Origin of the sequence: Kribbella sp. NBC_00382, from assembly GCF_036067295.1 — a bacterium.
Taxonomy (GTDB): Bacteria; Actinomycetota; Actinomycetes; order Propionibacteriales; family Kribbellaceae; genus Kribbella.
Map to the genome: position 1 here is coordinate 6480309 of NZ_CP107954.1, position 25246 is coordinate 6505554.

At 67.6% G+C, this 25246-nt stretch carries 20 protein-coding genes; 16 read left to right on the plus strand and 4 right to left on the minus strand.

Annotated elements, in window-relative coordinates; genetic code table 11:
* Positions 1-249 precede the first annotated feature (249 nt).
* Both lnt and OHA70_RS30830 read left to right on the plus strand, forming a co-directional pair.
* Positions 250-1815, plus strand: coding sequence for an apolipoprotein N-acyltransferase (lnt, locus tag OHA70_RS30825; protein WP_328323479.1), 1566 nt, complete (start codon positions 250-252; stop codon positions 1813-1815).
* A 23-nt stretch (positions 1816-1838) separates the two neighbouring features.
* Complete coding sequence (locus tag OHA70_RS30830) at positions 1839-2372, plus strand: FxsA family protein (protein ID WP_328323481.1); 534 nt, start codon at positions 1839-1841, stop codon at positions 2370-2372.
* A 1-nt stretch (position 2373) separates the two neighbouring features.
* Here OHA70_RS30830 and OHA70_RS30835 read toward each other — a convergent pair whose 3' ends face one another.
* A complete protein-coding gene (locus OHA70_RS30835) occupies positions 2374-3693 on the minus strand; it encodes an MFS transporter (RefSeq protein ID WP_328323483.1) in 1320 nt (439 codons plus the stop codon).
* Between the two features lie 374 nt (positions 3694-4067).
* On the opposite strand from OHA70_RS30835, the gene OHA70_RS30840 reads away from it, so the two are divergent.
* The gene (locus OHA70_RS30840; RefSeq protein ID WP_328323485.1) at positions 4068-5195 is read left to right on the plus strand and encodes a cytochrome P450 family protein; all 1128 of its coding nucleotides are present in this window, start codon (positions 4068-4070) and stop codon (positions 5193-5195) included.
* A 43-nt stretch (positions 5196-5238) separates the two neighbouring features.
* On the opposite strand, the gene OHA70_RS30845 is transcribed toward OHA70_RS30840, so the two are convergent.
* A complete protein-coding gene (locus OHA70_RS30845) occupies positions 5239-9177 on the minus strand; it encodes a family 78 glycoside hydrolase catalytic domain (protein WP_328323487.1) in 3939 nt (1312 codons plus the stop codon).
* 166 nt (positions 9178-9343) lie between these two features.
* The gene (locus OHA70_RS30850; protein ID WP_328323489.1) at positions 9344-9730 is read right to left on the minus strand and encodes an RNA polymerase-binding protein RbpA; all 387 of its coding nucleotides are present in this window, start codon (positions 9728-9730) and stop codon (positions 9344-9346) included.
* Between the two features lie 236 nt (positions 9731-9966).
* On the opposite strand from OHA70_RS30850, the gene OHA70_RS30855 reads away from it, so the two are divergent.
* The 4 genes from OHA70_RS30855 to OHA70_RS30870 are packed head-to-tail and all read left to right on the plus strand — an operon-like array spanning position 9967 to position 13842.
* The gene (locus OHA70_RS30855) at positions 9967-11355 is read left to right on the plus strand and encodes an efflux RND transporter periplasmic adaptor subunit (protein ID WP_328323491.1); all 1389 of its coding nucleotides are present in this window, start codon (positions 9967-9969) and stop codon (positions 11353-11355) included.
* Complete coding sequence (locus OHA70_RS30860) at positions 11345-12037, plus strand: ABC transporter ATP-binding protein (RefSeq protein ID WP_328323493.1); 693 nt, start codon at positions 11345-11347, stop codon at positions 12035-12037. Before OHA70_RS30855 ends, OHA70_RS30860 begins: the two co-directional genes overlap by 11 nt.
* Positions 12037-13269 (plus strand): ABC transporter permease, encoded by a 1233-nt coding sequence (locus OHA70_RS30865; RefSeq protein ID WP_328323495.1) that lies wholly within the window; start codon positions 12037-12039, stop codon positions 13267-13269. The genes OHA70_RS30860 and OHA70_RS30865 overlap by 1 nt, the downstream gene beginning before the upstream one ends.
* A 27-nt stretch (positions 13270-13296) precedes the next feature.
* On the plus strand, positions 13297-13842 hold the full coding sequence (locus tag OHA70_RS30870; RefSeq protein WP_328323497.1) for a hypothetical protein: 546 nt from the start codon (positions 13297-13299) through the stop codon (positions 13840-13842).
* A gap of 27 nt (positions 13843-13869) precedes the next feature.
* On the opposite strand, the gene OHA70_RS30875 is transcribed toward OHA70_RS30870, so the two are convergent.
* A complete protein-coding gene (locus OHA70_RS30875; protein WP_328323498.1) occupies positions 13870-14769 on the minus strand; it encodes a LysR family transcriptional regulator in 900 nt (299 codons plus the stop codon).
* 66 nt (positions 14770-14835) lie between these two features.
* On the opposite strand from OHA70_RS30875, the gene OHA70_RS30880 reads away from it, so the two are divergent.
* From OHA70_RS30880 to OHA70_RS30920, 9 genes are all read left to right on the plus strand, one after another.
* Positions 14836-15621, plus strand: a complete 786-nt coding sequence (locus OHA70_RS30880; protein WP_328323500.1) for an inositol monophosphatase family protein — start codon at positions 14836-14838, stop codon at positions 15619-15621.
* 88 nt (positions 15622-15709) lie between these two features.
* Positions 15710-16228: an NADPH-dependent F420 reductase gene (locus OHA70_RS30885; protein WP_328323502.1), complete on the plus strand. Its 519-nt coding sequence runs from the start codon at positions 15710-15712 to the stop codon at positions 16226-16228.
* A gap of 807 nt (positions 16229-17035) precedes the next feature.
* Positions 17036-18361 carry a sugar ABC transporter substrate-binding protein gene (locus OHA70_RS30890; protein WP_328323504.1) on the plus strand — a complete coding sequence of 442 codons (1326 nt, stop codon included), beginning with the start codon at positions 17036-17038 and terminating at the stop codon, positions 18359-18361.
* Positions 18358-19293 carry a carbohydrate ABC transporter permease gene (locus tag OHA70_RS30895; RefSeq protein WP_328323506.1) on the plus strand — a complete coding sequence of 312 codons (936 nt, stop codon included), beginning with the start codon at positions 18358-18360 and terminating at the stop codon, positions 19291-19293. The genes OHA70_RS30890 and OHA70_RS30895 overlap by 4 nt, the downstream gene beginning before the upstream one ends.
* Positions 19290-20156 carry a carbohydrate ABC transporter permease gene (locus OHA70_RS30900; protein WP_328323508.1) on the plus strand — a complete coding sequence of 289 codons (867 nt, stop codon included), beginning with the start codon at positions 19290-19292 and terminating at the stop codon, positions 20154-20156. The genes OHA70_RS30895 and OHA70_RS30900 overlap by 4 nt, the downstream gene beginning before the upstream one ends.
* Positions 20157-20162: 6 nt before the next feature.
* Positions 20163-21449: an alpha-L-fucosidase gene (locus OHA70_RS30905; protein ID WP_328323510.1), complete on the plus strand. Its 1287-nt coding sequence runs from the start codon at positions 20163-20165 to the stop codon at positions 21447-21449.
* Positions 21446-22879, plus strand: coding sequence for a polysaccharide lyase 6 family protein (locus OHA70_RS30910; protein WP_328323512.1), 1434 nt, complete (start codon positions 21446-21448; stop codon positions 22877-22879). The genes OHA70_RS30905 and OHA70_RS30910 overlap by 4 nt, the downstream gene beginning before the upstream one ends.
* On the plus strand, positions 22879-23736 hold the full coding sequence (locus OHA70_RS30915) for an AraC family transcriptional regulator (protein WP_328323514.1): 858 nt from the start codon (positions 22879-22881) through the stop codon (positions 23734-23736). The genes OHA70_RS30910 and OHA70_RS30915 overlap by 1 nt, the downstream gene beginning before the upstream one ends.
* An 11-nt stretch (positions 23737-23747) precedes the next feature.
* Positions 23748-25175, plus strand: a complete 1428-nt coding sequence (locus OHA70_RS30920) for a polysaccharide lyase 6 family protein (protein ID WP_328323516.1) — start codon at positions 23748-23750, stop codon at positions 25173-25175.
* Positions 25176-25246 lie beyond the last annotated feature (71 nt).

Sequence of the window (25246 nt, forward strand, 5' to 3'; positions counted from 1 at the left end):
AGGCTTGAGTCGACGGGGGCTGAGATCGCCGGTGGTTAGCCCCCCGCGGGGCAGAGGTAAAAGAGGCTCGGCGCCCAGTAGACAACAAGCGGGTGGCTCGCATCCAGCGGGTCGACGGTTGGTCCGAAGGAGCGCCGAGCCTCTTTCCTTTTCCCTCCCGGCTACTGACCGGATATATCCGCGCCCACCGGACGTTGTACCGTCGTCCGACCGGTAGCGGCCGGGTAGTGAGGCGAAGGGGCGTGGTTTGTGGAGCGGCTGAAGGCGTTGGTGCGCATCTTGCCGAGGGTGGCCGTCGCGGTCGGCGCGGGCGCGCTGCTCGGACTGGCCTATCAGCCGCACGACCATCCGTGGCTGACCATCGTCGCCGTGCCGCTGCTGCTCGCGATGCTGAACGGCATCTCGAAGAAGGGCGGCTTCCTGGTCGGCGCCGGCTTCGGCATCACGTACTACGCCGTACTGGTGCCGTGGCTGACCGTGATCGGCGGCGACGCCGCGATCGCGCTGGCCGTCCTCGAAGGACTCTTCTACGGAGTCTTCGGGGCCTTGGCGAGCCAGACGCTGAAGCACAAGCTCTGGATGCTCTGGGTCCCCTGCCTGTGGGTCGCGACCGAGTACGCGACCGGCTCCGTTCCGTTCGGCGGGTTCCCCTGGGGCCGGCTGGCATGGGCCTTCGCAGACTCCCCGCTGGGCAAGCTCGCATCCCTGGTCGGCATCGCCGGCCTCAGCTTCGTCATCGCCCTGCTGGGCGTTCTCGTGTACGCCGTGCTCCGTCGCCGCAGCGCCCTGAGCCTGCGCGCGGTCAGCCTGGTCGCCGGGATCGCGATCGTCGGCCTCAGCTCCGTCGTCACGCTCTCGACCGACGGCAACGGCAAGACCGTCACCGCGGCGATGATCCAGGGCAACGTGCCGGGCAAGGGACTCGAGTTCCTCGGCCGGGCCCGGACCGTCACCAAGAACCACATGAACGCGACCCTCGACCTGGAGAAGCAGGTGGAGGCCGGCTCGCAGGTCAAGCCCGACCTGGTGATCTGGCCGGAGAACTCGACCGACATCGACCCGTACAAGGACGCCGAGACCAAGGAAGACATCGAGGCGGCCGTTCAAGCGGTCAAGGTGCCGATCCTGGTCGGCGCGGTGACTGAGGGACCGGGCCCGAACGAGCGCCAGACCACCGGCATCGTCTGGGATCCGGCGACCGGCCCCGGCCAGCGGTACGCGAAGCGCCACCCGGTGCCGTTCGGTGAGTACATCCCGTTCCGCGACCAGTTGCTGCCCTACATCAAGCGGCTGGAGATGATCGGCCGGCAGACCATTCCGGGCGTCGGTCCCGGCCTGATGCCGATCAGGGGCGTCATGTACGGCGACCTGATCTGCTTCGAGCTCGCCTACGACAACGTGGTGTCGGACGTGGCCAAGGGCGGCGCGCAGATCCTGATCGTGCAGACCAACAACGCGACCTACGGCGACACCGGGCAGCCGGAGCAGCAGTTCGCGATCACCCGGATGCGCGCGATCGAGACCGGCCGGACCGTGCTGATCGCCTCGACCAGCGGGATCTCCGGCGTGATCAACCCCGACGGCAAGGTCGAGCACAAGTCGGGCCAGTTCGTCCCGGACGTGTACGTGGCGAAGGTTCCGGTCCGCGACCAGAAGACGCTGGCCACCACGCTCGGCGGCTGGCCGCAGTGGATCTTGACCGGCCTGGGCATCCTGGGAGCAGTACTGGCGTTGCTGGCCCGGCGCAAGCCACGCACCGAGGACCCGGGCAACCCGCCCGCAGCGACCCCCGATCGTGCGAAGGTTCCTGTCTAGGAATCATGAAGAAGGTGTGGAGCATGCCCTGGTTCGTCGCAATCGCATTGCTGGTCGTTCCAGTGGCGGAGATCTACGTCATCATCCAGGTCGGTCAGGCGATCGGTGGCTGGCCCACGGTCGCGTTGCTGCTGTTCGAGAGCGCGCTCGGTGCCTGGCTGATCAAGCGGGAAGGCCGGCGGGCCTGGAAGGCGCTGCAGCAGGCGACCGAGACCGCGCGGATGCCTGGCCGGGAGCTCGCCGACGCGGCGCTCGTCCTGGTCGGCGGCACGCTGCTGCTGACGCCGGGCTTCATCACCGACATCTTCGGGTTCTTCTTCGTACTGCCGTTCACCCGGCCGCTGGCGCGCAAGGTGCTGGCCGCGTTCCTGAGTCGCCGGGTTGCCGCCCAGTTGGGCGGCAACCCGATCACGGGCTTCATGCCGGGCACCTTCCGGCCGCCCACCGCTGAGGACGCCGACCGCGCGCATCGCGAACGCGCGGCCCGCGACGACGTAGTACAGGGCGAAGTCATTCAGGGCGAAGTGGTCGACCCGGACAAGCCGCAGGACAAGTAGCTCAGTCGGCGGGGTCGACCGCGAGGCCGCTCGGCGACTCGACCACAGACTCGGGGGTCGGGGTGTCGTCGGCGCCCGGCGCGGTCGCGCGGCGGATGCCGATCGCGCCGATCACCGTGGCGACCACCTCGATCAGCGTCATCCAGATCCAGACCCGCTGGCCGATGTGCTCGAACAGCAGCACGCCGAGCACCGGGCCGACGGTCGCGCCGAGGCCGAACATGGTCTGCATCGCGCCGATGTACCGGCCGCGCAGGTGTGGCGGCGCGATCATGCCCGGATAGGCGAACATCGTCGGCACCCCGACGATCTCCGAGAGGGTCCAGAACAACGTGCCCAGGATCAGGAACACCGGCAGCATGTCGATCGCGTACATCGCATAGCCCAGCGCCACCAGGGTGAAGCCGGTCAGCTGCACCACCCGGATCGGCCAGCCTTGGACGAACTTGGTCGCGATCATCTGGCAGGTCGCGCAGATGACCGCATTCATCGTGATCAACGCGCCGTACCACCAGATGCTCTGCCCGGCGGCCTTGATCGCGAGCGGCAGGGCCGCCGTGTACTGGACGTAGACGACTGCCTGGAGGAAGAACGCGACCATGAACAGCGAGTACCGGTAGTCGCGGAGGACGTCGATGTAGCGACCGCGGATCGGCGGATCGGCTTCCTCGGCCTTCGCCTTGGCCGCCGCGGCGGCAGCGCTGCGATCCGGTTTGGGTAGCGCGACAAGGGCGATGACGCCGAAGGCCAGGACGGCGAGTGCCTCGGCCCAGAAGAGCAGGTTGTACGAGATCTCCGCCAGCGCGACGCCGATCAGCGGCGCGACCGTGGTGCCCAGGTTCACGCACAGCATGTACATCGCGGTCACCATCACCAGCTTGTCCGGCGGGGTGAGCTGGGTGATCATCGACTGCGCCGCCGGCCGGTAGAACTGGCCGACCGCGCTGACCAGCAGGACGGCCAGCAGGATCAGCGGGTAGTACTTGATGTAGATCAGCGACGCGATCAGCACCGCCGACCCCATCATCGAGATCACCGTCGCCGACCGCGGGCTGAGCCGGTCGCTGAGCCAGCCGCCGATCGCCGTCCCGAGCACCGCGCCGGCGCCGTAGACGCCGAGCGCCCAGCCGGCCTGGCTGCCCGAGAAGCCGCGATGGGTGAGGAACAGGACCAGGAAGATCTGCAGGAAGGCGGCGAGCTTGCTGACGAACACACCGGCCAGCAGCGCCTTGGCCTCGCGTGGAGTCTGCCGCCAGGTCTCGAAGACTCCTGGCCGGGCAGGCGTCCCCGTTGTGGCCTCGCCTGCTACCTCGTCGCTCATCGGCGGTTCACCTTTCTGTCCCCCCACCCAGCGGCGGCTGCCGCCTGTCGCACTACTGAGGCACCGGGCCGGCGCCGCTGATACAAATTCCCGTCACCGCCATTTTGAGTAAAGGGGGGCGACGCGCCAGCGCGTGTATCAGAATTAGCGACCGGAGTGCCTCTGTGATGAAGAAGGCGACGCCGAGCGGGGGAAATTCATCGGCCCGCGCGCCACTGACGGAGGGGACCCGAAAGATGTCAGATGCCGTTGTAGAACAAGCGATTGAGGCACTGGGCGAGGATTTCGTCCAGAATCAAGCGCATTATTTACGCCGTTTCCGCGGTGAAGGTCCGGTACACGAAGTTATTTTTCCACATGGTGCCAAAGTTTGGTTGGTCACGCGTTATGCCGACTGCAAGATGCTGGCGCTGGACCCGCGCGTCGGCAAGGACGGCCGCCGGCTGAACGAGATGTACGCCAAGCACTCCACCTTGAGCTCGCCGATGCACTCGACCACGACCGAGGAGGAAGAGGCCGAGCCCGGTTTCGACGACGACCTCGCCGCGCACGTACTGAACAGCGACCCGCCGAACCACACCCGGCTGCGCAAGCTCGCGATCAAGGCAGTCACCCCGGCCCGGCAGGAGGCCCTGCGACCCAGGGTCGAGATCGCGGTGGAGAAGCTGCTCGACAAGCTCGCGGAGAAGCCGGTCGTCGACCTGCTCGCCGAGTTCGCCTGGCCGCTGCCGCTCGGTACGATCTGCGACCTGTTCGCGATGCCGGAGGAGGACCGGGAGAACTTCCGCAAGTGGTCCGGCACCCTGACCGGCGCCGGCCAGGACCCCGAAGAGGTCGCGTCGGCGTCCAAGAACATGACCGAGTACGCGAACTCGCTGATCGACGCCCGCCGGGCCGACCCCGGTGACGACATGATCAGCGAGATGCTGCAGATGGACCTGGACGGCGACCAGCTGACCCAGGGCGAGATCGTCGGGATGATCTTCATCGTGGTGACCGCGGGCCACGTCACCACCGTCCACTCGATCGGCAACGGCGTCTTCAACCTGCTCACCCACCCCGAGGAGCTGGACAAGCTGCGGGCCGATCCGTCCCTGATCCCGGCCGCGGTCGACGAGCTGATGCGCTACGACCCGGCCGCCTCGGTCGGGACCTTCCGGTTCACCAAGGCCGAGATCGAGGTCGGCGGCGTGGTCATCCCGAAGGACCAGATCCTCGCCCTGTCCTGGGGATCGGCTAACCGCGACGAGACCAAGTTCGAGGACCCGGACCGGCTCGACGTCACCCGCTGCCCGCAGGGCACCTTCTCCTTCGGGCACGGCGTGCACTACTGCATCGGCATTCCGATGGCCAAGATGCAGATCGAGATCGCCCTGGAACGGCTGCTCGCCCGGTACCCGCACCTGCGGCTCGCAGTACCGGCTGATGACGTCCGGTGGACGAGTAGCGCTCTCTTGCACGGCCTGGCCGGACTGCCCGTCTCGGTCCTGCCGCCTGACTGACCTGTTCAGGGCCGGCGCCACGAAGCGCCGGCCCTGTGCCAACTCAGGGCGTGACCTCTGCGATCCGGCTGAACGAAGCCTGCGCGCCGGTCACCGCGACGCGGACCTTGGTGGTGCTGACCGGCGCGGTGAACGGGATCCAGCGGGAGACTGCCGTGTTACCGGTGATAGTTGCCCGGGTCAACCATTGCGTACCGTCCCAGGTCTGGACGGCGAAGTCCGTCGGTACGCCGTCGGGGTTGGACGCCAGCCCCACACCGCGCAGCTCCACCGTGGTCGGTGAGCTGATCGTGAGGCTGTCCGGGTAGGCGTCCGCGGTGTCGTCGTTCCAGAAGGTCGCGGGGTCGCCGTCGAGCGCGTTGGCCGCGAAGTAGGTCCGCGTCATGCCGTTGACCTCGTTGGGGGCGTGCTCGCTCGACGCCGTCGCGGTCGTGCCGGACGGCCAGCTTCCGAACACCAGTACGTCGACGGTGACCGTCGCCTGGGTGCCGTCGGGGGCCGTTACCGTCACAGCCACCGGATACTGCCCGCCGGGAACACCGGTCGGTACGGTGAGATGCAGCTTCGTGAGAGTGGCCGTTCGGGCGGGTGTCAGGGGAATCGCCGGTGCCTGCGCGGACCAGTCCGCCGGTGCGTCGGTGGAGATTCGCGCCGTACCGCCGCCGGTTGAGCTTCCTTCGACGAGCAGGCTGAGGTCGCCGCCGTGTCCGGCGACGAGGGGTGCCGGGTTCCCCGTGGAGATGATGGCGAGCGCGGAGACCGGGGTACTCGGTGCCGTCACGGTGAAGGTGTAGTCGCCCGAACCCGCGGTGAGGTGGAGCGCCTTGCCGGTGGCGGAGCCGACGGCGAGTCCGGCCACCGGATCGGCCGGGTGCCCTGCGGTCCAGAGGGTCTGGCTGCCTTCGCGGACAGTCGAGGCCGGCCCGCCGAGCAGTGGCAGCTCGATTGTCGCCGTGCTCCCTACTGGGACGACGGCGTGGTACGTGAGGGTGCTGCCCGAGCGTCGCCAGGAGCTCTCGACCCGTCCGCGTACGGTTTGCTGGCTCGACGTCACGTGGGTGAGGTCGCCCACGACGCTCGGGGCGAGGGAGAAGGTGCGCCAGCCGGCCGACCCGGGCTGGATGCCGGCGAGCTGTTCGTAGTACCACTGGCCGATCGAGCCGGCCAGCCCGATGTGGTCCTTCGACGACGTGCCGTTCGGGGCCGACGAGTTCACCCAGCTCTCCCAGATCGTGCCGGGGCCGTTCTTCACCATGTAGCCGAAACTCGGGAAGTCGGTGCGTTCGGAGACGGCCAGGGCGAGATCGTTGCGGTCGTACCTGCCGAGCGCCTGGTAGACGTACTTCGTGCCGACGAAGCCGGTCGTGACATGGTTGCCGTGGGCACCGAGATCCGCGGCCAGCCGGTCCAAGACCGCCTGCTCGTGCCCGGCCGGGACGATCCCGAGCGCCAGCGGCATCGCGTACGCCAGTTGGGTGTCCGGGGCGTACTTGTTGGTCGCCGGGTCGAAGTACTCGGTGGTGAAACCGGTCCGGATCGCGTCGGCCAGCTGCCGGTACTTCGTCACGTCCGCGGAGTTGCCCAGAACGTCAGCGATGTCGGCGAGGATCCCAGTGTCGATCATGGCGAACAGCGTCTGGAAGTACACGTGCGGCGTGCTGACGGTCGACAGCCAGTCGTCGCCCCACGAACCGGGTGCGTTGGTGACGATGTGGCGGTCATTGCTGATCGTGCCCAGATAGTCGACCCAGCCCTTCAGTTGGTCATAGTTGGCGCGGAGCACACTGGCGTCGCCGTACTGCGTGTAGCTGTCCCAGACGACCTGCGGGTACGCCGTGCCCCACGCCGGGTCGGTGAACCACCGGTCCGGCCCCTCGCCCTGATCGGGAGCGACCGATGGCACGCTGCCATCCGGGTTGATGCTCGTCCTGATGTCGCCGAACCACTTGGCGTACAGCGACTGCAGATCGAGGTTCGCCATCGCCTCGGCGTCCGTGTCGCCGGCATCGCCGAGCCAGCCGTGCTTCTCGCGCGTCGGGCAGTCGAGCGGCATGCCCTGGAGGTTGTTGAGCTGGGTCCGGACCAGAGCGTCCTGGATCTGGTTGAGCAACGGGTTGGAGGTGCTGAACGATCCGGTCGTGGCGACGTCGTTATGGATCACCTGGGCTAGAACATCGGACTTCGTTCCGGCGGGCAGTCCGGAGACCTCGGCGTACCGGAACCCGGCGTAGTTGAAGCGCGGCATCCAGATCTGGGTGCCGGAGTCGTCGAAGGTGTAGTCGTCGGCCTGGCGACCGGTGTCGGTGGGGGAGAAGCCGATGTTGGCCGTAGTTACCCGTCCGGCTGCGTCGAGCAGTTCGCCCTTGGTGATGGTCACTTTGGTCCCGCCCGGCGCGGTGGCCCGCAGGCTCACCTGACCCGAGTAGTTCTGCCCGAAGTCGTACACCTGAACTCCGGCGGCCGGGCTGGTGACCTTCTTCGGACCGACGCTGCTGATGATCCGGGTCGGTGGCGTGGTGTCCGCCTCGAGCGCGGTCAGCACCCACGACAGCTCGGGATGCGGTGCGAAGACGCCGAGCTCGGCCAGCCGGAAGGTGCAACTCGTTTCGCGGCACGCCAGCTTGGTCGCGGTGACCCGCAGATAGCGCCCGGTGCCTGGGGTGCTGATCGATACCGGATCCGTCCCTGGGTTCGGCTGGTCGCTATCGGTGCGGTCGGCAACTGTCGTGGCCGTCGCGAAGGTGGGGTCGTCGCTGACCTGAACCCGGTACCGGACCGGGAAGCCCGCGCCGGGGAAGTCGCCGGCCGGGTCGTTGGTCGGCCTCGCCGGGTACAGGGTGACGCGGGCGATCGGCGTATTGCTGCCGAGGTCGACCTGCACCCACTTCGTCGTCTCCGGGCTGTCCACGATGGCGGAGTGGAAACCCTGGCTGGCGGTGACCGAGGTGGTGACGCCGTCCACGAGATTCGCCCGCGACCACCCGCAGCATGCGGTCTCGTCCGACGCCGTGACGGGATGGCGCAGCGCGATGCTGGCCGGGCCGGCCACCGGCGAGTACACCGGTACGAGAGGCCACGAGCTGTCGTCGTACGAGGCGGTGTCCCAGCCGGCCGGTTGCTTGCGGGCGTCCCAGCTCTCGCCGTAGTAGAAGTCGTCCCGGGTGACCGGGCCGGCGGTGCTACGCCACGCGGCATCGCTGGCGATGGTCGTCCGGGTACCGTCGGTGAAGGTCACCGAGAGCTGCGCGACGAAGGTTGGCTGGCCGCTGTACTGACCGGTGCCGAGCATGACGGCTAGCGCGTTGCGGCCCTGGTGAAGGTGATTGGTCACGTCGAAAGCGCGGTACACGACCCGCTTGGCGTAGTCGGTCACTGATGAGTCGAGCAGTTGCTTCGGCTCGACCAGTGAACCGTTGAGATGTGGCTCGGCGAGCCCCTGCGCGCCGACGTACAGGCGGGCGCGGGCGATCGGCTTGGGCAGGTCGAACGGCCGGCGAAGCAGTGAGCCGGAGGGCGCCTTCAACCACGAAGCCGTCCAGTCCAGCGCGGTCATCGGACCGACGTCGAAGCTACTGACAGGCGACCAGGGCGAAGCCTGTCCGTCCCGGTTCCAGGTGCGGACGACCCATTCGTAGGTGTGGTCGGTCTTGAGCGCGGGGCCCGCGTAGAGGACACCGGTCGACTCCGCCGCGGCGACCCGCCCTGAGTCCCAGACGAGGGGACGAGTGCTACTGCGGTCACTCGGTACGTCGGACAGCCTGACCTGGTAGCCGGACTGAACCTGGCCCCGGCCGGAGTCCTTGACGACCCAGGCGAGTGTCGGGTGCTCGGTGTCGACCAGCGCATCAGCCGCTTGCCCTGCCACCCGCAGATCCGAAGGCGCCAGTGCTGTCGAGCCGCTATCGGCCTGAGCCGGCAGTGCGGCTGCCCCGGCCAGTAGCAGAACCCACGCGCAGACCGCCGCGATCGCCTTGCCGACCATGATCGTCCTCCGTCACCTGATCCGGCTGGAACCTGAATCGTTTCAGCGAGAAACCTAGGTGCGGCCGGAGGCGCGGACAAGACACCGCTCCGGACTGACCGGATGCGGCCAGACATGACGAACGGGCCGTCACCACTGATGTGGTGACGGCCCGTTCGGTGTTACGTCAGGCGCTGCGCTTGCCAGTCGCACGAGGGGCGCGGTGCAGGTGCGCCGGGCCGATCTCGCCGGACCGGAGCAACGCCACGCGCTCGGCGAGCAGTTCCTCCAGTTCGGAGATGCTGCGACGCTCGCGCAGCATGTCCCAGTGCGTCCGGGCCGGCTTCTCCTGCTTCGGCTCCGGCTTCTCACCGGTCGAGCGGGCGGCCTCGCTGCCGCAGTGAGGGCACTCCCAGATCGCGGGCACCTCGGCGTCGTGCGCCATCGTGACCTCGACCACGTGCCCACGGGGGCAGTCGTAAGTGATCATCTGACGCGGCGCGAACTCGACGCCGCGGTCATCCTCGAAGCTGACCCCACCCAGCCCCGAACCACGCAGAACGCGATTAGACATGTCAAACCTCCGAGATTCGTCATCCGAGACAACGGTCGGCCGACCCGGATCATTCCCATTTTGGCATGCCCGAGCTCCAGGTACGCACCTGACAGCACCGTCATCACGCCCTGTCATCAGGTGTTCACGAATCACTGTGTGTCGCAGGACACAGAGATCGCGCCGCCTGATCTTCACAGCCAGTTGCCAGGAAGGCCCGATCCATTCCTCAGTAACGAGCCCTAGCGTCTGCGTCCGTGACCAAAGCCAGTCTCCTCCCACGGCACAAACTCCGTGGACTCAGCATGCTGAACGTTGCCCTGGTGGCCATCGTCCTGGCCATTGCAACAGCTGCCTATCTGCTTTTCTTCCGCGGCGAGTCGCAAGCGGCCGGGACCACCCGCCCGACGGTGGCCGTCGCGCGCGGCGACGTGACAGCGGGGGTGAGTTCGAGCGGTACTTTGCAGAGCTCGCAGACCGCGTCCCCGCAGTTCGCGACCTCGGGCACGGTGACGGCGGTCCTGGTGAAGGTCGGCCAGGTGGTCGCCAAGGGCGCGGCGATCGCACGGATCGATCCGGCGGCCGCGGAGCGCGAAGTACGGATCGCCGAGCAGAACCAGATCGCGGCGGCGAACTCCGTGACCGCCGCCCAGGAGACCCTGGACGACGCTGAGGACGCGAAGGAAGCCGCTGACGAAGCAGCGGCCGAGCCGACGCCCACGCCGACCCCGGGTGAGCAGACCCAGACCCAAACTCAGACGCAGGGCCAAGGTCAGAGCCCCGAGGTCGCGGTGTCGAACGCGGAGGCGAGCCTGGCCCGGGCAAAGGCCGACAAGGAGCAGGCCGACCAGAACCTCGAGGCCGCGCAGTCCGACGTCGCCGCCACCACGCTGAAGGCGCCGATCGCGGGCACCATCACCGCGATCAACGGGTCGGTCGGCTCTGTCGCCGGTGGCTCGAGCGGTTCGGGTTCGACGGGCTCGACCGGTACGACCGGGCAAGGCGCGGCGACAGGCGGCAGCTCGAGCACGTCGTCGAGCACTGCGGCCGGTACCGGCTTCGTCGACATCTCCGATCTCAAGACGCTCCAGGTCGTGGCGTCCTTCCCCGAGGCCGACGCGGTGAAGATCAAGGCCAAGCAGGCCGCCACGGTGACGCTCAACGCCGAGCCGGGCAGCACCCTCACGGCGACGCTGACCTCGGTCTCGCCGACGCCCACCACGACGAACGGCGTGGTCTCGTACTCCGCGACCTTCACGCTGGCGAAGGTGCCGGCGACGGCGCGGATCGGGCAGACCGCGAATGTGACCGTGCAGACGGCCAAGGCTACGAACGTGCTGTACGTGCCGAGCACGGCGATCGTGACGAGTGGCACCACGCACACGGTGACGATGGCCAACGGCGCGGGCAGCCGTGAGGTGCAGATCGGAGTCCAGGGCGGAAGCTTTACGCAGATCACCGAGGGGCTCGACGAGGGCGATCAGATCGAGCTGATTCAGGGGGCGATCGGCACAGCTGGTACTGGCCAGGGTCGGGCCGGTGCCGGTGGGACGGGACAGTTCCCTGGCGGCGGTACCGGGCAGTTCCCGGGTGCCGGGACCGGCGCTGGCGCGGGTACTGGTGCGGGGGCGAACCGTGGCCGGTGATGGCCTGATCGAGATCCGGGGCGTCACCAAGACGTACGGCGCGGGCGAGACCGCTGTGCACGCGTTGCGTGGCGTGTCGCTCCGGGTGGATGCCGGCGAGTACGTCGCAGTGATGGGATCGTCCGGGTCGGGCAAGTCGACCCTGATGAACATCCTCGGCTGCCTCGACGTACCGAGCCGGGGTGAGTACTGGCTGGACGGGCGCGACGTGGCCCGGCTGTCGGAGGACCAACAGGCGCTCGTACGCGGGCGCAAGATCGGGTTCATCTTCCAGTCGTTCAATCTGATCCCGCGGACCTCGGCGCTGGCGAACGTGGAACTGCCGCTGACCTATGCGCACCTGAAGAAGGCCGATCGTCGACGTCGGGCGCGCCGGGCGCTGGAGCTGGTCGGGTTGTCGGATCGCGAGGACCATCGGCCGAACGAGTTGTCCGGCGGTCAGCAGCAGCGGGTCGCGATCGCGCGGGCGCTGGCGACCGGGCCGCGGATCCTGCTCGCCGACGAGCCGACCGGCAACCTGGACGCGCACTCGACGGACGAAGTACTGGGCATGTTCGACGAGCTGAACGCCGAGGGCCGGACCGTCGTGGTGATCACCCACGAGGACGAGGTGGCGCGGCGGGCGCGGCGGCTGATCCGGGTCGCGGACGGGCGGATCGTCGCCGACGAGGTGACCGGCTGATGTCGCCTCGTGACCTGTTCGGGGCTGCGCTGCGTGGTCTCGGCGCCAACAAGATGCGCTCTCTGCTCACCGTGCTCGGGGTCGCGATCGGGGTCGGTGCCGTCATCGTGCTGATTGCTGTCGGCAACGGTTCTGGCAAGGCCGTGCAGGATCGGCTGGAGGCGATGGGGACCAACCTGCTGACCGTCTCGACCACCGGTGGTGGCGGGGGATTCGCGCGCGGGCAGGCTGGTCCTTCGGCTCAGCAGTACAGCTTGACGATGGCTGACGCCGAGGCGTTGGCCGACCATCGGCTGGCGCCCGATGTGGCTGCGGTTGCGCCGGTGATGACCAGCTCGGGGACTACGGCGACCAATGGCGATGTGAGTTACACCGTTGGGCAGGTGATCGGGACGACGCCGACATACATGCCGGCGACCAATACGCCGGTGGGCAATGGTCGGGCGTTCACGCAGCAGGATGTTGATACCACCCAACGCGTTGCGTTGCTGGGCCAGACGGCGGCGACTGAGTTGTTCGGTCGGCCGGCGACGGCTGTTGGGCAGACGGTGAAGTTGGGGGCGGTGGACTTCGTAGTACTGGGGGTCCTGGCGTCCAAGGACACTGTTGGGTTCACCGATCCGAATGCGACGGTGATCTTGCCGATCAGTACGTTGCGGGCGACCCAGGCCGGGTACGGCGCGCTCTCGCAGATCGTGATCCAGGCCGCGGACAAGGACAAGGTCGACACCGCGCAGGCCGAGGTGACTCAGTTGCTGACGGCAAGGCATCAGGTGCCTGCGACAACGACTTCGCCGTTCCGGATCACGAACTCGGCGCAGATCCTGCAGACCAGCCAGGACACGGCGGCGACGTTCACCGCGCTGCTGGCCACCGTGGCCGCGATCAGCCTGATCGTCGGCGGGATCGGCGTCACCAACATCATGCTCGTCACGGTCACCGAGCGGACCCGCGAGATCGGCATCCGCAAGGCGCTCGGCGCCCGGCGGCGGACGATCCTCGGGCAGTTCCTGATCGAGGCGACGCTGCTCAGCCTGATCGGTGGGGCGGTCGGTGTGATCGCCGCGCTGATCATCAGCCGGTTCCAGCTGGCCGGAGTACAGCCGGTGCTGGTGCCTTCCTCGATCGCGCTCGCCTTCGGCGTCTCCGCAGCCGTCGGTCTGTTCTTCGGCAGCATGCCCGCGCACCGGGCCGCCGGTCTCCGTCCCATCGATGCACTCCGCCACGAATAACTCCGCTACCCACGAGAAGGACTCACCATGAGCACGCCCCACCCCGATGACGAGTTCGCGCAAATCGGTACCGACGAAGAGGTCGGCGAAGCGCTGAAACCGAAGAAGACACTGAACTTGCCTGCGGCAACGGCCGTACTGGCCGGCGTGGTCGTCCTGGCGATCGGCCTTGCCGGTGGTGCCGGGTTGCATGCGGCCTTCGCCAAGGACACTCCGGCGACGGCCGCGGCCGGGACACGCGGTCCTGGAGCCGGCGCTGGTGGATATGGAGGGTTCCGTGGTCAGGGGCAAGGTCCTGGTGGCGGGCAGGGGAGTGCGGCGATCGGTACTGTCGTGTCCGCGAGCAGTTCCGAGTTGGTGGTCAAGACGCAGAGCGGCGATGTGACGATCAAGCTGACCGGCGACACCGCGATCACGACGACGGCGCAGGGAACTGCTGCAGACCTCAAGGCCGGGCAGCAGGTCATCGTCAGCGGCGAGACCACGGACGGGACTCTCACCGCTCGTACGGTCCGCGAAGGCGAGACCGGCTTCGGCGGCCGCAACCCAGGTGCGACGCCGTCTACGCGCTGACGCCGTCGGCCCACGCTCGGGGCTTCTCTAGTCGCTAGCTGATTGCAGGGCTGAGCGGGCTAGGTCTCGTAGCCAGGTGTGGGCTCGGTCGGTGTCGTAGCGCTGGTGCCAGGAGAGGTAGACCGCTGCCGGTGGTGTGTCCAGCGGCAGAGGGAGTAGGGCGAGGTCCTCGGCTGCCGTGCTTGCGGTCAGCTCGGGCACGGTGACCAGCAGGTCGGTAGTACGGATGATCGCGAACGCGGCGCCTTCGGTCGCCGCGGACGCGACCACCTGTCGGCTGAGCCCGCCTTGCGCCAATACGTCGTCGATGGCGTCGGTGAGGCGGCCGCGGCGGGAGATGGTGAGGTGTTCGGCTGCGGCGTACTGGGCGGCGGTGATCGTCTTGCGTCGGGTGAGCGGGTGGTTCCGGCGTACGGCGACGACGTGATGGATGTCGGCGGCAACCAGTTCGGTGCGGATGTCGGGCGCAGGAGCGTGGTTGGCGTTGGCCTCCAGGTCGACCTCGCCGCGGCGGAGTTCGGGGGTGTCGCCGCTCGACTCCGCGATGAACCGCAGCCGTACGCCGGGCGCTTGCTCGCGCACATTCTTGAGGAGTGTGGGCCCGGCAGCGGCGACCAGTGAGTCGTGCCAGCGCAGGGTGAAGGTGCGGTCGAGCGTCGCCAGGTCGAGCTCGCGACTCGGCGCCAGCACGCCTTGGACCTGCTGAAGCAGTTCGTGTACCTGCTCCCGGACGGCGATCGCGTACGGCGTCGGAGTCATCGTGCGGCCGGTGCGGACCAGGATCTGGTCCCCGGTCGTCCGCCGGATCCGGCCCAGGCTCCGGCTCATCGCGGGGGCGGTGACGTGGGTGCGATCGGCGGCCGCCTGCACGCTGCCTTCTTCGAGCAGGGCGTCGAGCGCGGCGAGCAGGTTCAAATCCAGTTGCATGGGAGTAATGTTAGCCGTGCCTGGCATGCATTTGCTGTTAATCCACGGCGTACCTACCGTCGAAGCATGACCACTGATGAGCTCCTGAACACCGCCGCGCAGGCGGTGCGATCGGCCGGCTCCGAGTTGCTCGACCGCTTCGGCCCGGTTGTCCGGTACGAGACGTTCGACCAGCTGATGAGCGCGCTCGCCGCCAACGATGAGGCGGCTCTGTCGGTCCTGCGGCCACGCCTGACCGAGCTGCGTCCCGACGCCCGTTGGGTGGAGGAAGAACTCGACGGCGGAGCGTTGCCGGCCGGCGAATGGTGGGTCGTGGATCCGGCGGAGGGCAACGTCAACCACTTGCGCGGCATCCCCGAGTGGGCGGTCACCGCGACCCTCGTGCGCGACAACCAACCGGTACTGACCGTCGTCCACGTCCCGCTGACCGGGGACACCTACACCGCCGTCGCGGGTGGCGGCGCCCACCTCAACGGCCAGCCGCTCCACGTCTCTGCCACACCGAGCCTCGGACTCAGCGTCGTCGCAACCAGCCAGGCCAGGCCGGACGAGGCTCTCGCGGTCACCGAGCGGGTCGGCGCTTCGATCACGGCGATGCTTCACGACGCACTTGTTGTGCGTACCTCGGTACCGGCGACCCTGCACCTGGTGAATGTGGCGGCTGGCCGCATCGACGCGTTCTGGCAGTACGCCGGCGCGCGTGCCGATTTGCTGCCGGGTGCGTTGCTCGTCACCGAGGCCGGCGGATTGATCTCCGATGCCGAGGGACGTCCTTGGACTCCGGCCAGCGATTCCTTCCTGGCCGCCGCCCCCGGCGTACACACCGAAGCCGTCGCAACTCTCTCCCACTGAAAGGCAATCGATGACCAAGATCGCAGTACTAGGAAACGGCCGCGTAGGCAGCAACCTCGCCGCAGCGTTCAGGAAAGGCGGTCACGAGGTGACAACCGCAGACCGTACGTCGGGAGCCGCCGCCTCAGCCATCCGTACGTCCGACATCGTCATCAACGCGACCCCTGGCGCGGGGTCACTCGAACGCCTGACCGCCTTGCGCGGGGACCTGGACGGCAAGCTCCTCATCGACGTCTCCAACGCCTCGACCGACGGCCCGGACGGCCTACCGGCGGACTTGCTCTACCCCGGCTCGAGCCTCGCGGAACAACTCCAGGAAGCGCTACCCGGCACCCGCGTCGTCAAGACCCTCAACACCATGCTCTACCCGGTGATGACCGCCCCGACCATGCTCGGTGTGGCACCGTCGGTCTTCCTCTCAGGCGACGACGCGGTCGCGAAAGAATCCGTCCGCGAGTTGCTCACATCCCTTGGCTGGCAAGACGCTTGGATCACCGACCTAGGCGGCATCCAAACCGCACGAGCCACCGAAGCCGCCATCCTCTTCGTGCCCCACGTCATTCGCGCCACCGGATTCAAACCGTTCGCCATCTCGCTAACCCAGTAATCCCCACGCCGGCGCCACGCTCGCTCCTCCGTCGCTCACCCGGCGCTGAGCTCCCACCCACCCCTTGCGCTACGCGCGATCCGGGCGCGCTTCGCCCTTTGTGTGCGAGGACCGGCTGCGCCGCATGCGCTACGCGCGAGGTGCGGGCTTCGCCCGTAGTTTGCGCTGCGCGCGAGTCGCGGGTTGGCGCCAATGCGTGCGGGCATCGACCCCACCCACGATCTGCGATCCCACCCACGAAAAGGCTGAGCCCAGCACAGCGATCCCTCACACCGGCGACTCCTGCTACGCCGGTCCGTCGCTTGGCTGGCCCGGAGTGCCCGACCCCAGGCCGGCTGCCTCGACGCCGGTCGACCCACCCTGCGACGCCAGCTCACGCCTGGTTCGGCCGGGATGCCCGGACGCAGGCCAGCCTGGCCGCCGCTCACGTGCTCGACGCCGACTGTGGCGCGGCGACCGGCCACCTGACCACGGTGCTTTCACCCAAGTGGGCGACGGAGGAGCCCACGCCCGGGTTGGGTCGGAGCTCAACGCAGAGCGCATACAGGCATGGGCGTAGCCCGCACGCATGGGCGCAGCCCACATCTCGCGCGTAGCGCACTGCGGCGCAGCCGGTGCTCGCGCGCAGCGCCCGGGGTGGGTGGGAGCTCAGCGCCGGGTGAGCGACGCAGGAGTGAGCGTGGCGCCGGCGTGGGGAGTACCTGCCGGCTGATGGGTCATTGACGGGCTAGCTTGGAAAGCGCTATCTTGCGACGAAATGAGGCGCAAAAAGTACAAATCGCCTCTTCGTCGACAGGAGAAGACGGCATGGGTAAGGCGTTGACGTGGGTTGCTCTCGGGATGGGGGCGGTGCTGGTGGTGGGTGGTTGTGGCACCAGTGGGGCGCCCAAGGTGGAGCAGGACTCGAAGGCTCCGCTGGAGTTGTGGACGCGGACGACGCCGGGTGGGGACGGCGAGAAGGGGATGAAGAAGCTCGCCGCCGCGTTCGAGGCGAAGACTGGCCAGAAAATCCAGGTGACCGCGATCTTCGACGACTTCGAGACGAAGCTGTCGCAGCGGGCCGCGCAGAAGGATCTGCCGGACATCGTCATGAACGACTCGTCCCAGCTCGGCACGATGGTCAGCCAGGGGATCGTCCGCGAGGTCGACCTGAGCAAGGTGCCGGGGACCGATCAGCTGCTCGAGTCCGCGCTGTCATCCGCCAAGGCCGGTGACGGCAAGGTCTACGGCGTTCCGTACTCCGCGCAGGCGAGCGCACTCCTGATCCGCAAGGACTGGCGGGCCAAGACCGGCCTCCCCGTCCCGAAGACCTGGGAGCAGTTCACCGCTCTGGCGAAGGCGTTCACCACCCAGGACCCGGATGGCAACGGCAAGAGCGACACGTACGGGCTGGCCGTTCCCGGGTCCACCAAGCGTGGGTACGCGTCCTGGTACTTCTCCAACTTCCTCTGGGCCGCCGGCGGCGACTTCATCGCGAAGCAGCCCGACGGCCACTACAAGCCGGCGATGTCGACGCCGGAGTCGACAGCCGCGGTGAAGTGGTTCCGCGACCTGGCCTGCACCGACAAGGTCATCCAGCCGGGTGCCGCGACGATGGACACGCCGCCGACCAACGAGACCTTCGAGGCGGGCAAGACCGGCATGTACGTCGTTGGCCCGTACCTGATGCCGCGCTTCGACAAGTCGCTCGGCAAGGACAAGTACGAGGTCGTACCGATGCCGAAGGGCGCGAAGGACTCGACGGTGCTCGCCGAGGGCGGCAGCGTCTACCTGATGGCCGGCTCCGCCAACGAGGCCGCGCAGAACTCCTTCGCCTCCTACGTGATCTCGCCCGAAGGGCAGAAGCTCGGCATGGAGGGTGACAAGGCTTTCAGCGTCCAGCTGCCGGTCAACAAGTCCGTCGACGTCACCACGGTCCGCGACGACCCGCGGTGGAAGGTGTACGCCGACGTCTACCGCGACCACGCCCGGTACGCGCCGTCGATCCCGAACTGGACGCCCATCCGCCAGGACTCGGCCGACACCATCAACGCCCTGATCGCCGACTGCGGGCTGAACCTCGAGACCGAGATGTCAACCCTCGACGGCAAGCTCTCCGCCGCCCTCAGCAAGCAAGGCGTCGGCGCATCGTGAGCGTGAAAGAAGCTGCTCCACCGAGAGCAGCGCCCAGGCAGCATGGGCAGACCGCCAAGCCCAGAAGGAGAAGCGGCCAGTGGTGGGTCCCGTGGCTGTTCCTCGCCCCGGCGCTGATCCTCTTCCTGTACTTCAAGTTCATCCCGATGGCCCAGGCCGTCTCGATGTCCGTGCAGGAGGTCCGGCCCTACCTCGGCAACACCTGGGTCGGTACGGCGAACTACAGCGAGATCCTCTCGTCGGACAGCTTCCGGTCGGCGATGGGCAACACCATCGTGCTGGCGATCGGCCAGACGTTCGGCTCGATGGTGCTCGGTTTCGGGCTGGCCCTGCTGGTGGAGGGCCAGACCCGCAAGCTCACCTTCATCCGATCGGCGGCGTTCCTGCCGGTCGTGGTGCCGCTCGCGGTGGTCGCCGAGCTCTGGCGGATCATGTACCACCCCACGAGCGACGGCCTGCTCAACCAGTTGCTCGGGCTGATCGGGCTCGGTCCGTCGGGGTTCATCAACGACCCGGACACCTCGCTCGCATCGATCGCTGTCACGGGGATCTGGCGGGGTGCGCCGTACGACATGATGATCTTCCTGGCCGGGCTGGCGGGCATCGACCGCGGCCTGTACGAGGCGGCGACCGTCGACGGCGCGTCGACCAGGCAACGGATCCTGCACGTCACGCTGCCCGGACTGCGACCGGTGTTCGCGATTCTCTTCGTACTAGCCGCAGTGCGCGGATTCCGTAGCTTCACCGAGGTCTTCCTGCTGACCAACGGCGGCCCGAACGGATCGACCGAGGTCGTGATGACGCTGATCTACAAGCTGGGGCTGGAACAGAACCGGCTCGGCGTGGGCTCGGCCGGCGCAGTACTGCTGTTCGTCGCCACCCTCGTCCTGACCGTGTGCGTCCAGCTCCTGCGCAGAAGGAGAACCGCATGAGCGCCGCCACCGAGACCGCCCTCGGCCTCACCGAGAGAACAGGGCCGGTCGCAAAAGCCATCAAGTTCGTCGTCTACGCCGGACTGTTCGTCGTCTTCGCCGGTCCGTTGCTCGCGCTGCTGGTCAGTTCGTTCAACCACGTGTCCGACCCGACGCAGCTGAGCATCATCCCGAAGAGCCCGACGCTGGACAACTTCCGGGTCGCGTTCGACCACGGCGTACTGCGCTATCTGGCGAACTCGTTCTTCGTCGTCGGCTTCGGGCTGCTGCTCCAGGTCGCGGTCTCCGTTCTTGCGGGCTACGCCCTGGCCCGCAAGAAGTTCCGCTTCATGACCCTGGTGATGGTCGCGATCCTCGCCACGATGATGTTGCCCGAGGAGATCCTCGCGCTGCCGTTGACACTCGTCCTCGCCGACCTGCCGCTCGTCCATCTCAACCTGATGGGCACGCTGGCCGGGATGATCGTGCCGCTCGGTGCGTGGGCATTCTCGATCCTGGTGATGACCGAATTCATGAAGGATGTGCCACCCGAGCTGGAGGAGGCGGCCCGGATCGACGGCGCCGGCGAGTTCCGGATCTTCGCGCAGATCATCCTGCCGTTGTGCAAGCCGGCCCTCGGCGTGATCGGCGTGTTCGGCTTCACGATGATCTGGGACCAGTACCTGCTGCCGTTGCTGGTGGCAACCAATTCGAACGCCTACACGTTGCCGTTGGCGCTGCGGACGCTGCGGATCGACCCGGTCGTCACGCCTGGTGTGGTGATGGCCGCGTCTTTGCTCGCTCTGCTTCCATCGGTAGTGGTGTTCCTGTTGTTCCAGCGTTCCTTCGCCCGCGGCCTGACCGCCGGCGCCCTGAAAGGCTGATGCGAGATGTCCAAGGAGTGGTTCCGGCACGACCGGTTCGGCATGTTCGTCCACTGGGGCCTGTACGCGCTGCCGGCCCGGCACGAGTGGGTGAAGAACCGCGAGCGGATGACGGATGCGCAGTACGACCGGTACTTCGAACGCTTCGACCCCGATCTGTACGACCCGCGTGAGTGGGCGAAGTCGGCGAGACGGGCCGGGATGCGGTACGTCGTACTGACGACCAAGCACCACGACGGCTTCTGCCTGTGGGACAGCGCGCTGACCGAGTACAAGGTGACCAACACCCCGTACGGCCGCGACCTGCTGCAGCCGTTCGTCGAGGCGTGCCGGGCCGAGGGACTCAGGGTCGGTTTCTACCATTCGCTGATCGACTGGCATCACCCGTCGTTCCCGATCGACGCCGTGCATCCGCAGCGTGATGACGAGGAGGCGAAGGCGCAGGCGGCCGGGCGTGACATCGCGGAGTACCGGAAGTATCTGCACGGTCAGGTCAGGGAGCTGCTGACCGACTTCGGGCAGATCGACTACCTCTTCTTCGACTTCTCGTACGCCGGCCGCCCGGACATGTGGGGCGGCAAGGGCGCTGAGGACTGGGGTTCCGAGGAGTTGCTCGCGATGGTCCGCGAACTGCAGCCCGACATCCTGGTCAACGATCGCACCGGGCTGCCCGGTGACTTCGTGACGCCGGAGCAGTACCAGCCGGCCGGTCCGATGGAAGGTCCGGACGGGCCGATCGCGTGGGAGGCGTGCCAGACGCTCAACGGGAGCTGGGGCTACGACCGGGACAACTTCGACTACAAGAGTCCCGATCTGCTCGTCCGGATGTTGATCGACGGCGTCGCGAAGGACGGCAACCTGCTGCTCAACGTCGGACCGACCGGCCGAGGGCTGATCGATCCGATCGCTGAAGCAACTCTCGCCGCGATCGGCGATTGGGTGCATCTGCACGAGCGGTCGATCCGGGGTGCGGGTGCTTCGCAGTACGTCGCTCCGCCCGATTGCCGCTACACCCAGAACGGCGACCGGCTCTATCTGCACTTGTTCAGCTGGCCCTTCAAGCACGTTCACCTGCCTGACCTGGCCGGCCGGGTCCGCTACGCGCAGCTGCTCTCGGACGCGTCCGAGATCCACCTGATCGAGCCCGACCCGAGTCGCATCGCCGAGCACACCCAGCCCGGCGGCCAGCCGCCCGGAACCCTGACGCTCCAACTCCCGGTACGCCGTCCCGAGGTCGCTGTACCGGTCATCGAACTGTTCCTCGACCCAACCGCCTCTGGGGAGAACTCATGAATCGCCGTACGTTTCTCGCCGTCGGCACAGCCGCCGGAGTGGCAGGTGTCTCCATGACCGGCACGCTGCCCGCCATCGCCCACCGCCGCGATCGCCGGTACGTCCGTACGCTGGACGAATTGCGGCGCGCGCTCGGCACCGCCGTACCGGGCACCGTCATCACCGTTGCCGACGGCCACTATCCCGTGCCGGCCGGAGCGCCGATCGCGATCACCGGCAAACGTGGCGCACCCGGTGTGCCGATCACCATCCGGGCCGAGTCGCCGGGTGGGGTGGTGCTGACCGGTGAGCAGAGTTTCGTGCTGACCGGGTCGTCGGACATCACCCTCAGTGGGTTTGGGTTCCGGCAGAGCACCACGCTGGACCTCCCGCCGGACTGCCGGCGGATCCGGCTCACCCGGAACGACTTCCAGTTGGCCGACATCGAGGGCCTGCACTGGCTGATGGTCCGTGCCGACCACTCGACGATCGATCACAACGCGTTCCACGGCAAGACGACGCTGGGCATCTTCCTCGGGGTCGAAGGCGCCGGGACCGATGAGATGGCCACCGGCGTCCACATCTATCGCAACCACTTCAGCGACCACAGCTTCCCCGGCGACAACGGTGGTGAGCCGATCCGGCTCGGAGTCAGCCCGCGCGCGTTGTCGAAGGCCAGTGCGGTGGTCGAGTTCAACCTGTTCGAGCGCGCCAACGGCGACCCGGAAGCGATCTCGGTGAAGTCGACCGGCAACATCATCCGGCACAACACGATCCGCGACAGCCTCGGCGGGATCGTGCTGCGGCACGGCAACGCGAACTGGATCGAAGGCAACTATCTGCTGGACGGCAAGAACGGGATCCGGATCTACGGCAACGACCACTGGATCGTGAACAACTACCTCGAGCGGATCGCCGGCTCCGGCATCGTGCTGGGCAGCGGGAGCGTGCGCGACCACCTGCCGGGGGAGACGCCGGAGTCGCGGCGTGGCAACGACGCGCCGGACGGGGTGCGGATCGCGTTGAACACCGTGCTGGACAGCACGACCGCGATCAGCGGCGAGAGCCATCGGACCATTCCGCCGCTCGGTTGCTGGATCACGGACAATCTCTTGGTGGCTGACAACGCTGGGCAACACGTGAACATGCCGTTCCAGGAGGGCATCAGCTGGTCCGGCAACCTCCATTGGGGCGCGGCGACGGACGGGAACGCGCCGGCGGGCAGCTTCAACCGGGCGGATCCGAAGCTGGCGGCGGGAGCGGACGGGATCCGCCGGCTCACCGCGGGCAGCCCCGCGATCAACGCTGCCAGTCGGTCGTACCGAGACATCGACTTCGATCTGGACGGCGATCGCCGGACCGGCCGGGTCGACGTCGGCGCCGACGAGTACTCGAGGCGGCGGCCGGTACTGCGCCCGCTCACGGCGGCCGAGGTCGGACCGAACGCGTGATGAAGACCCAGGAGCGCAGTGCCATCACCAGGCGGGAGGACGAGTTGATCCGCACGCATCTGGACCGTCTCCGGCTGGATCTCGTCGTCGCGGCCAGGATCACGAAGGTTCACCGCGAATGGTCCCGGCCGCTGCAGCCCGATCCGTTCTCGCGGCTGTACCTGATCCTCGAAGGCGAGGGCCGGCTGGTAGTGGGGGAGCAGGAGCTGTACCCGAAGCCGGGTGAGCTCTGCTACCTGCCGGCGGACGTACCGGTGTCGTACGAGACGGTCAGCGACAACGTGTTCCGCAAGCACTGGCTGCACTTCTCCGCGCTGATCGGCGACCGGGACATCGGCGAGCTGTTGTCGTTGCCGTACATCGTGCAGAGCAAGGCGCCGGCTGAGGCGGCGACGCTGTTCGAGCAGGTCGGCGCTGCCGATCGGGATCCGCCGAGTCTGGCGACGCCGCTGCGGTTGCGGTCCGCGTTGACCGCGCTGTTCGCGCACTACCTGGACAGTGCGCCGGCCGGGTCGGTGCGGTTGGCGCAGCAGCAGACCGAGGAGACCAGCGTCGTCCAGTACATCCAGCAGAACCTCGGCACGGCGTTGTCGGTCGAGGAGCTGGCCGCGCAGTTCGGGCAGGACCTGGCGACGTTCGTCCGGCGGTTCCGGACGGAGTTCGGGTTGTCGCCGAAGCAGTACATCAAACGGGTCCGGATCGAGTGGGCGCAGCGCGAGCTCGCCTCGACCACCCGGCCGATGGAGGAGATCGCGGCCGAGGTCGGGATGGACCAGTCGTACTTCTCCAAGGTGTTCCGTCAAGTCAGCTCGGTGACGCCGAGCGAATACCGGAAGCTGTACCGCCCCAACGGTTGAGGAGACTTGTCATGGATCGTCGTGCTTTTCTGATCGGCGGCATCGCTGTCGCTGCGGTCGGTGCCTCGCAGATACCAAGACCGAGATCGGCGGCCGCTCAGGCGACTGCCTTGGTCACATCTTTGTCCCAGCTTCAGTCCGCCATCAACTCCGCGACCGCCGGTACTACGATCACGCTGGCGAACGGGACATACGCCGTGAACTCGCCGATCACGATCACCGGCCGCAACGGAACCAGTTCGGCGCCGATCACCATCCAGGCGGAGACCCGGGGCGGCGTGACGCTGACCGGCAGCCAGACCTTCGTGTTCTCGAACTCGTCGTACGTCACGATCAGTGGTTTCAGCTTCCGCCAGGCCACCACGCTGGATCTGGCGGCCAACAGCTTCCGGCTCCGGCTGACCCGCAACGACTTTCAGCTCGCCTCGACCGTCGGCCACTCGGTCGTCGTCCGCGGCAACGACGTGAAGATCGACCGGAACGTGTTCCATGACAAGTCGACGGCCGGCTGCTACCTGGTGATTGACGGCCCGTCCGGCGATGACGTGATCGCACAGCGGACCTACATCCTGCGCAACTACTTCCGGGATCACTCGTTCACCGGCTCGAACGGTGGTGAGCCGATCCGGCTCGGGGTCAGCAGCCGCGCGCTGGCCACCGCAGACGCGACCGTCGAGTACAACTTGTTCGAACGGGTGAACGGCGATCCCGAGGCGATTTCGGTGAAGTCGTCCGGCAACACGATCCGCTACAACACGGTGCGCTCGTCCACCGGCGGGATCGTCCTGCGACACGGCAACGGGAACCGGGTCGAGAGCAACTATCTGCTTGCTGGTGGCAATGGCATCCGCATCTACGGCAACGATCATCTGATCGTCAACAACTACGTCAGCGACGTAGCCAGTGCCGGCATCACCCTCGGCAGCGGCACCGAACGCGATCACACCCCCGGTGAGTCGGAGGAGTCGCGCCGAGGCAACGACGCTCCCGACCGGGTGACGATCACCCTCAACACCCTCCGCAACAACACCCAGGCAATCGCCGGTGAAAGCCAACGCACGATCCAACCCCTAGCCTGCAAGATCACCGACAACCTCCTGGTCGGCTCCAGCGGTGTGTTGACCGACCTGCCCTATCAGCAAGGCATCACTTTCTCCGGCAACATCCTGTGGGGCGCCGCCGCCAACGGAACCATCCCGTCATCCGGCTTCACCAGAGCAGACCCTCAGCTGGCTGCGGGTGGTGACGGCATCTACCGGCTAGGGTCCGCCAGCGCCGCCATCAACGCAGCGAGCGTCAACCACGCCAGCGAGGTCACCGACGACCTCGACGGCCAGACCCGTACCGCGCCGTACGACGTCGGTGCCGACGAATACTCAACCGCCACGCCGGTACGTCATCCGCTGACCTCTGCCGACGTAGGCCCCGGCGCCGCCTGACCAGCTGCCGTTGGCCGGCCCCGGTCGCTCAAGGCGGGGCTGGCGTGGATGCGGGGTGCTCGCGTAAGGGT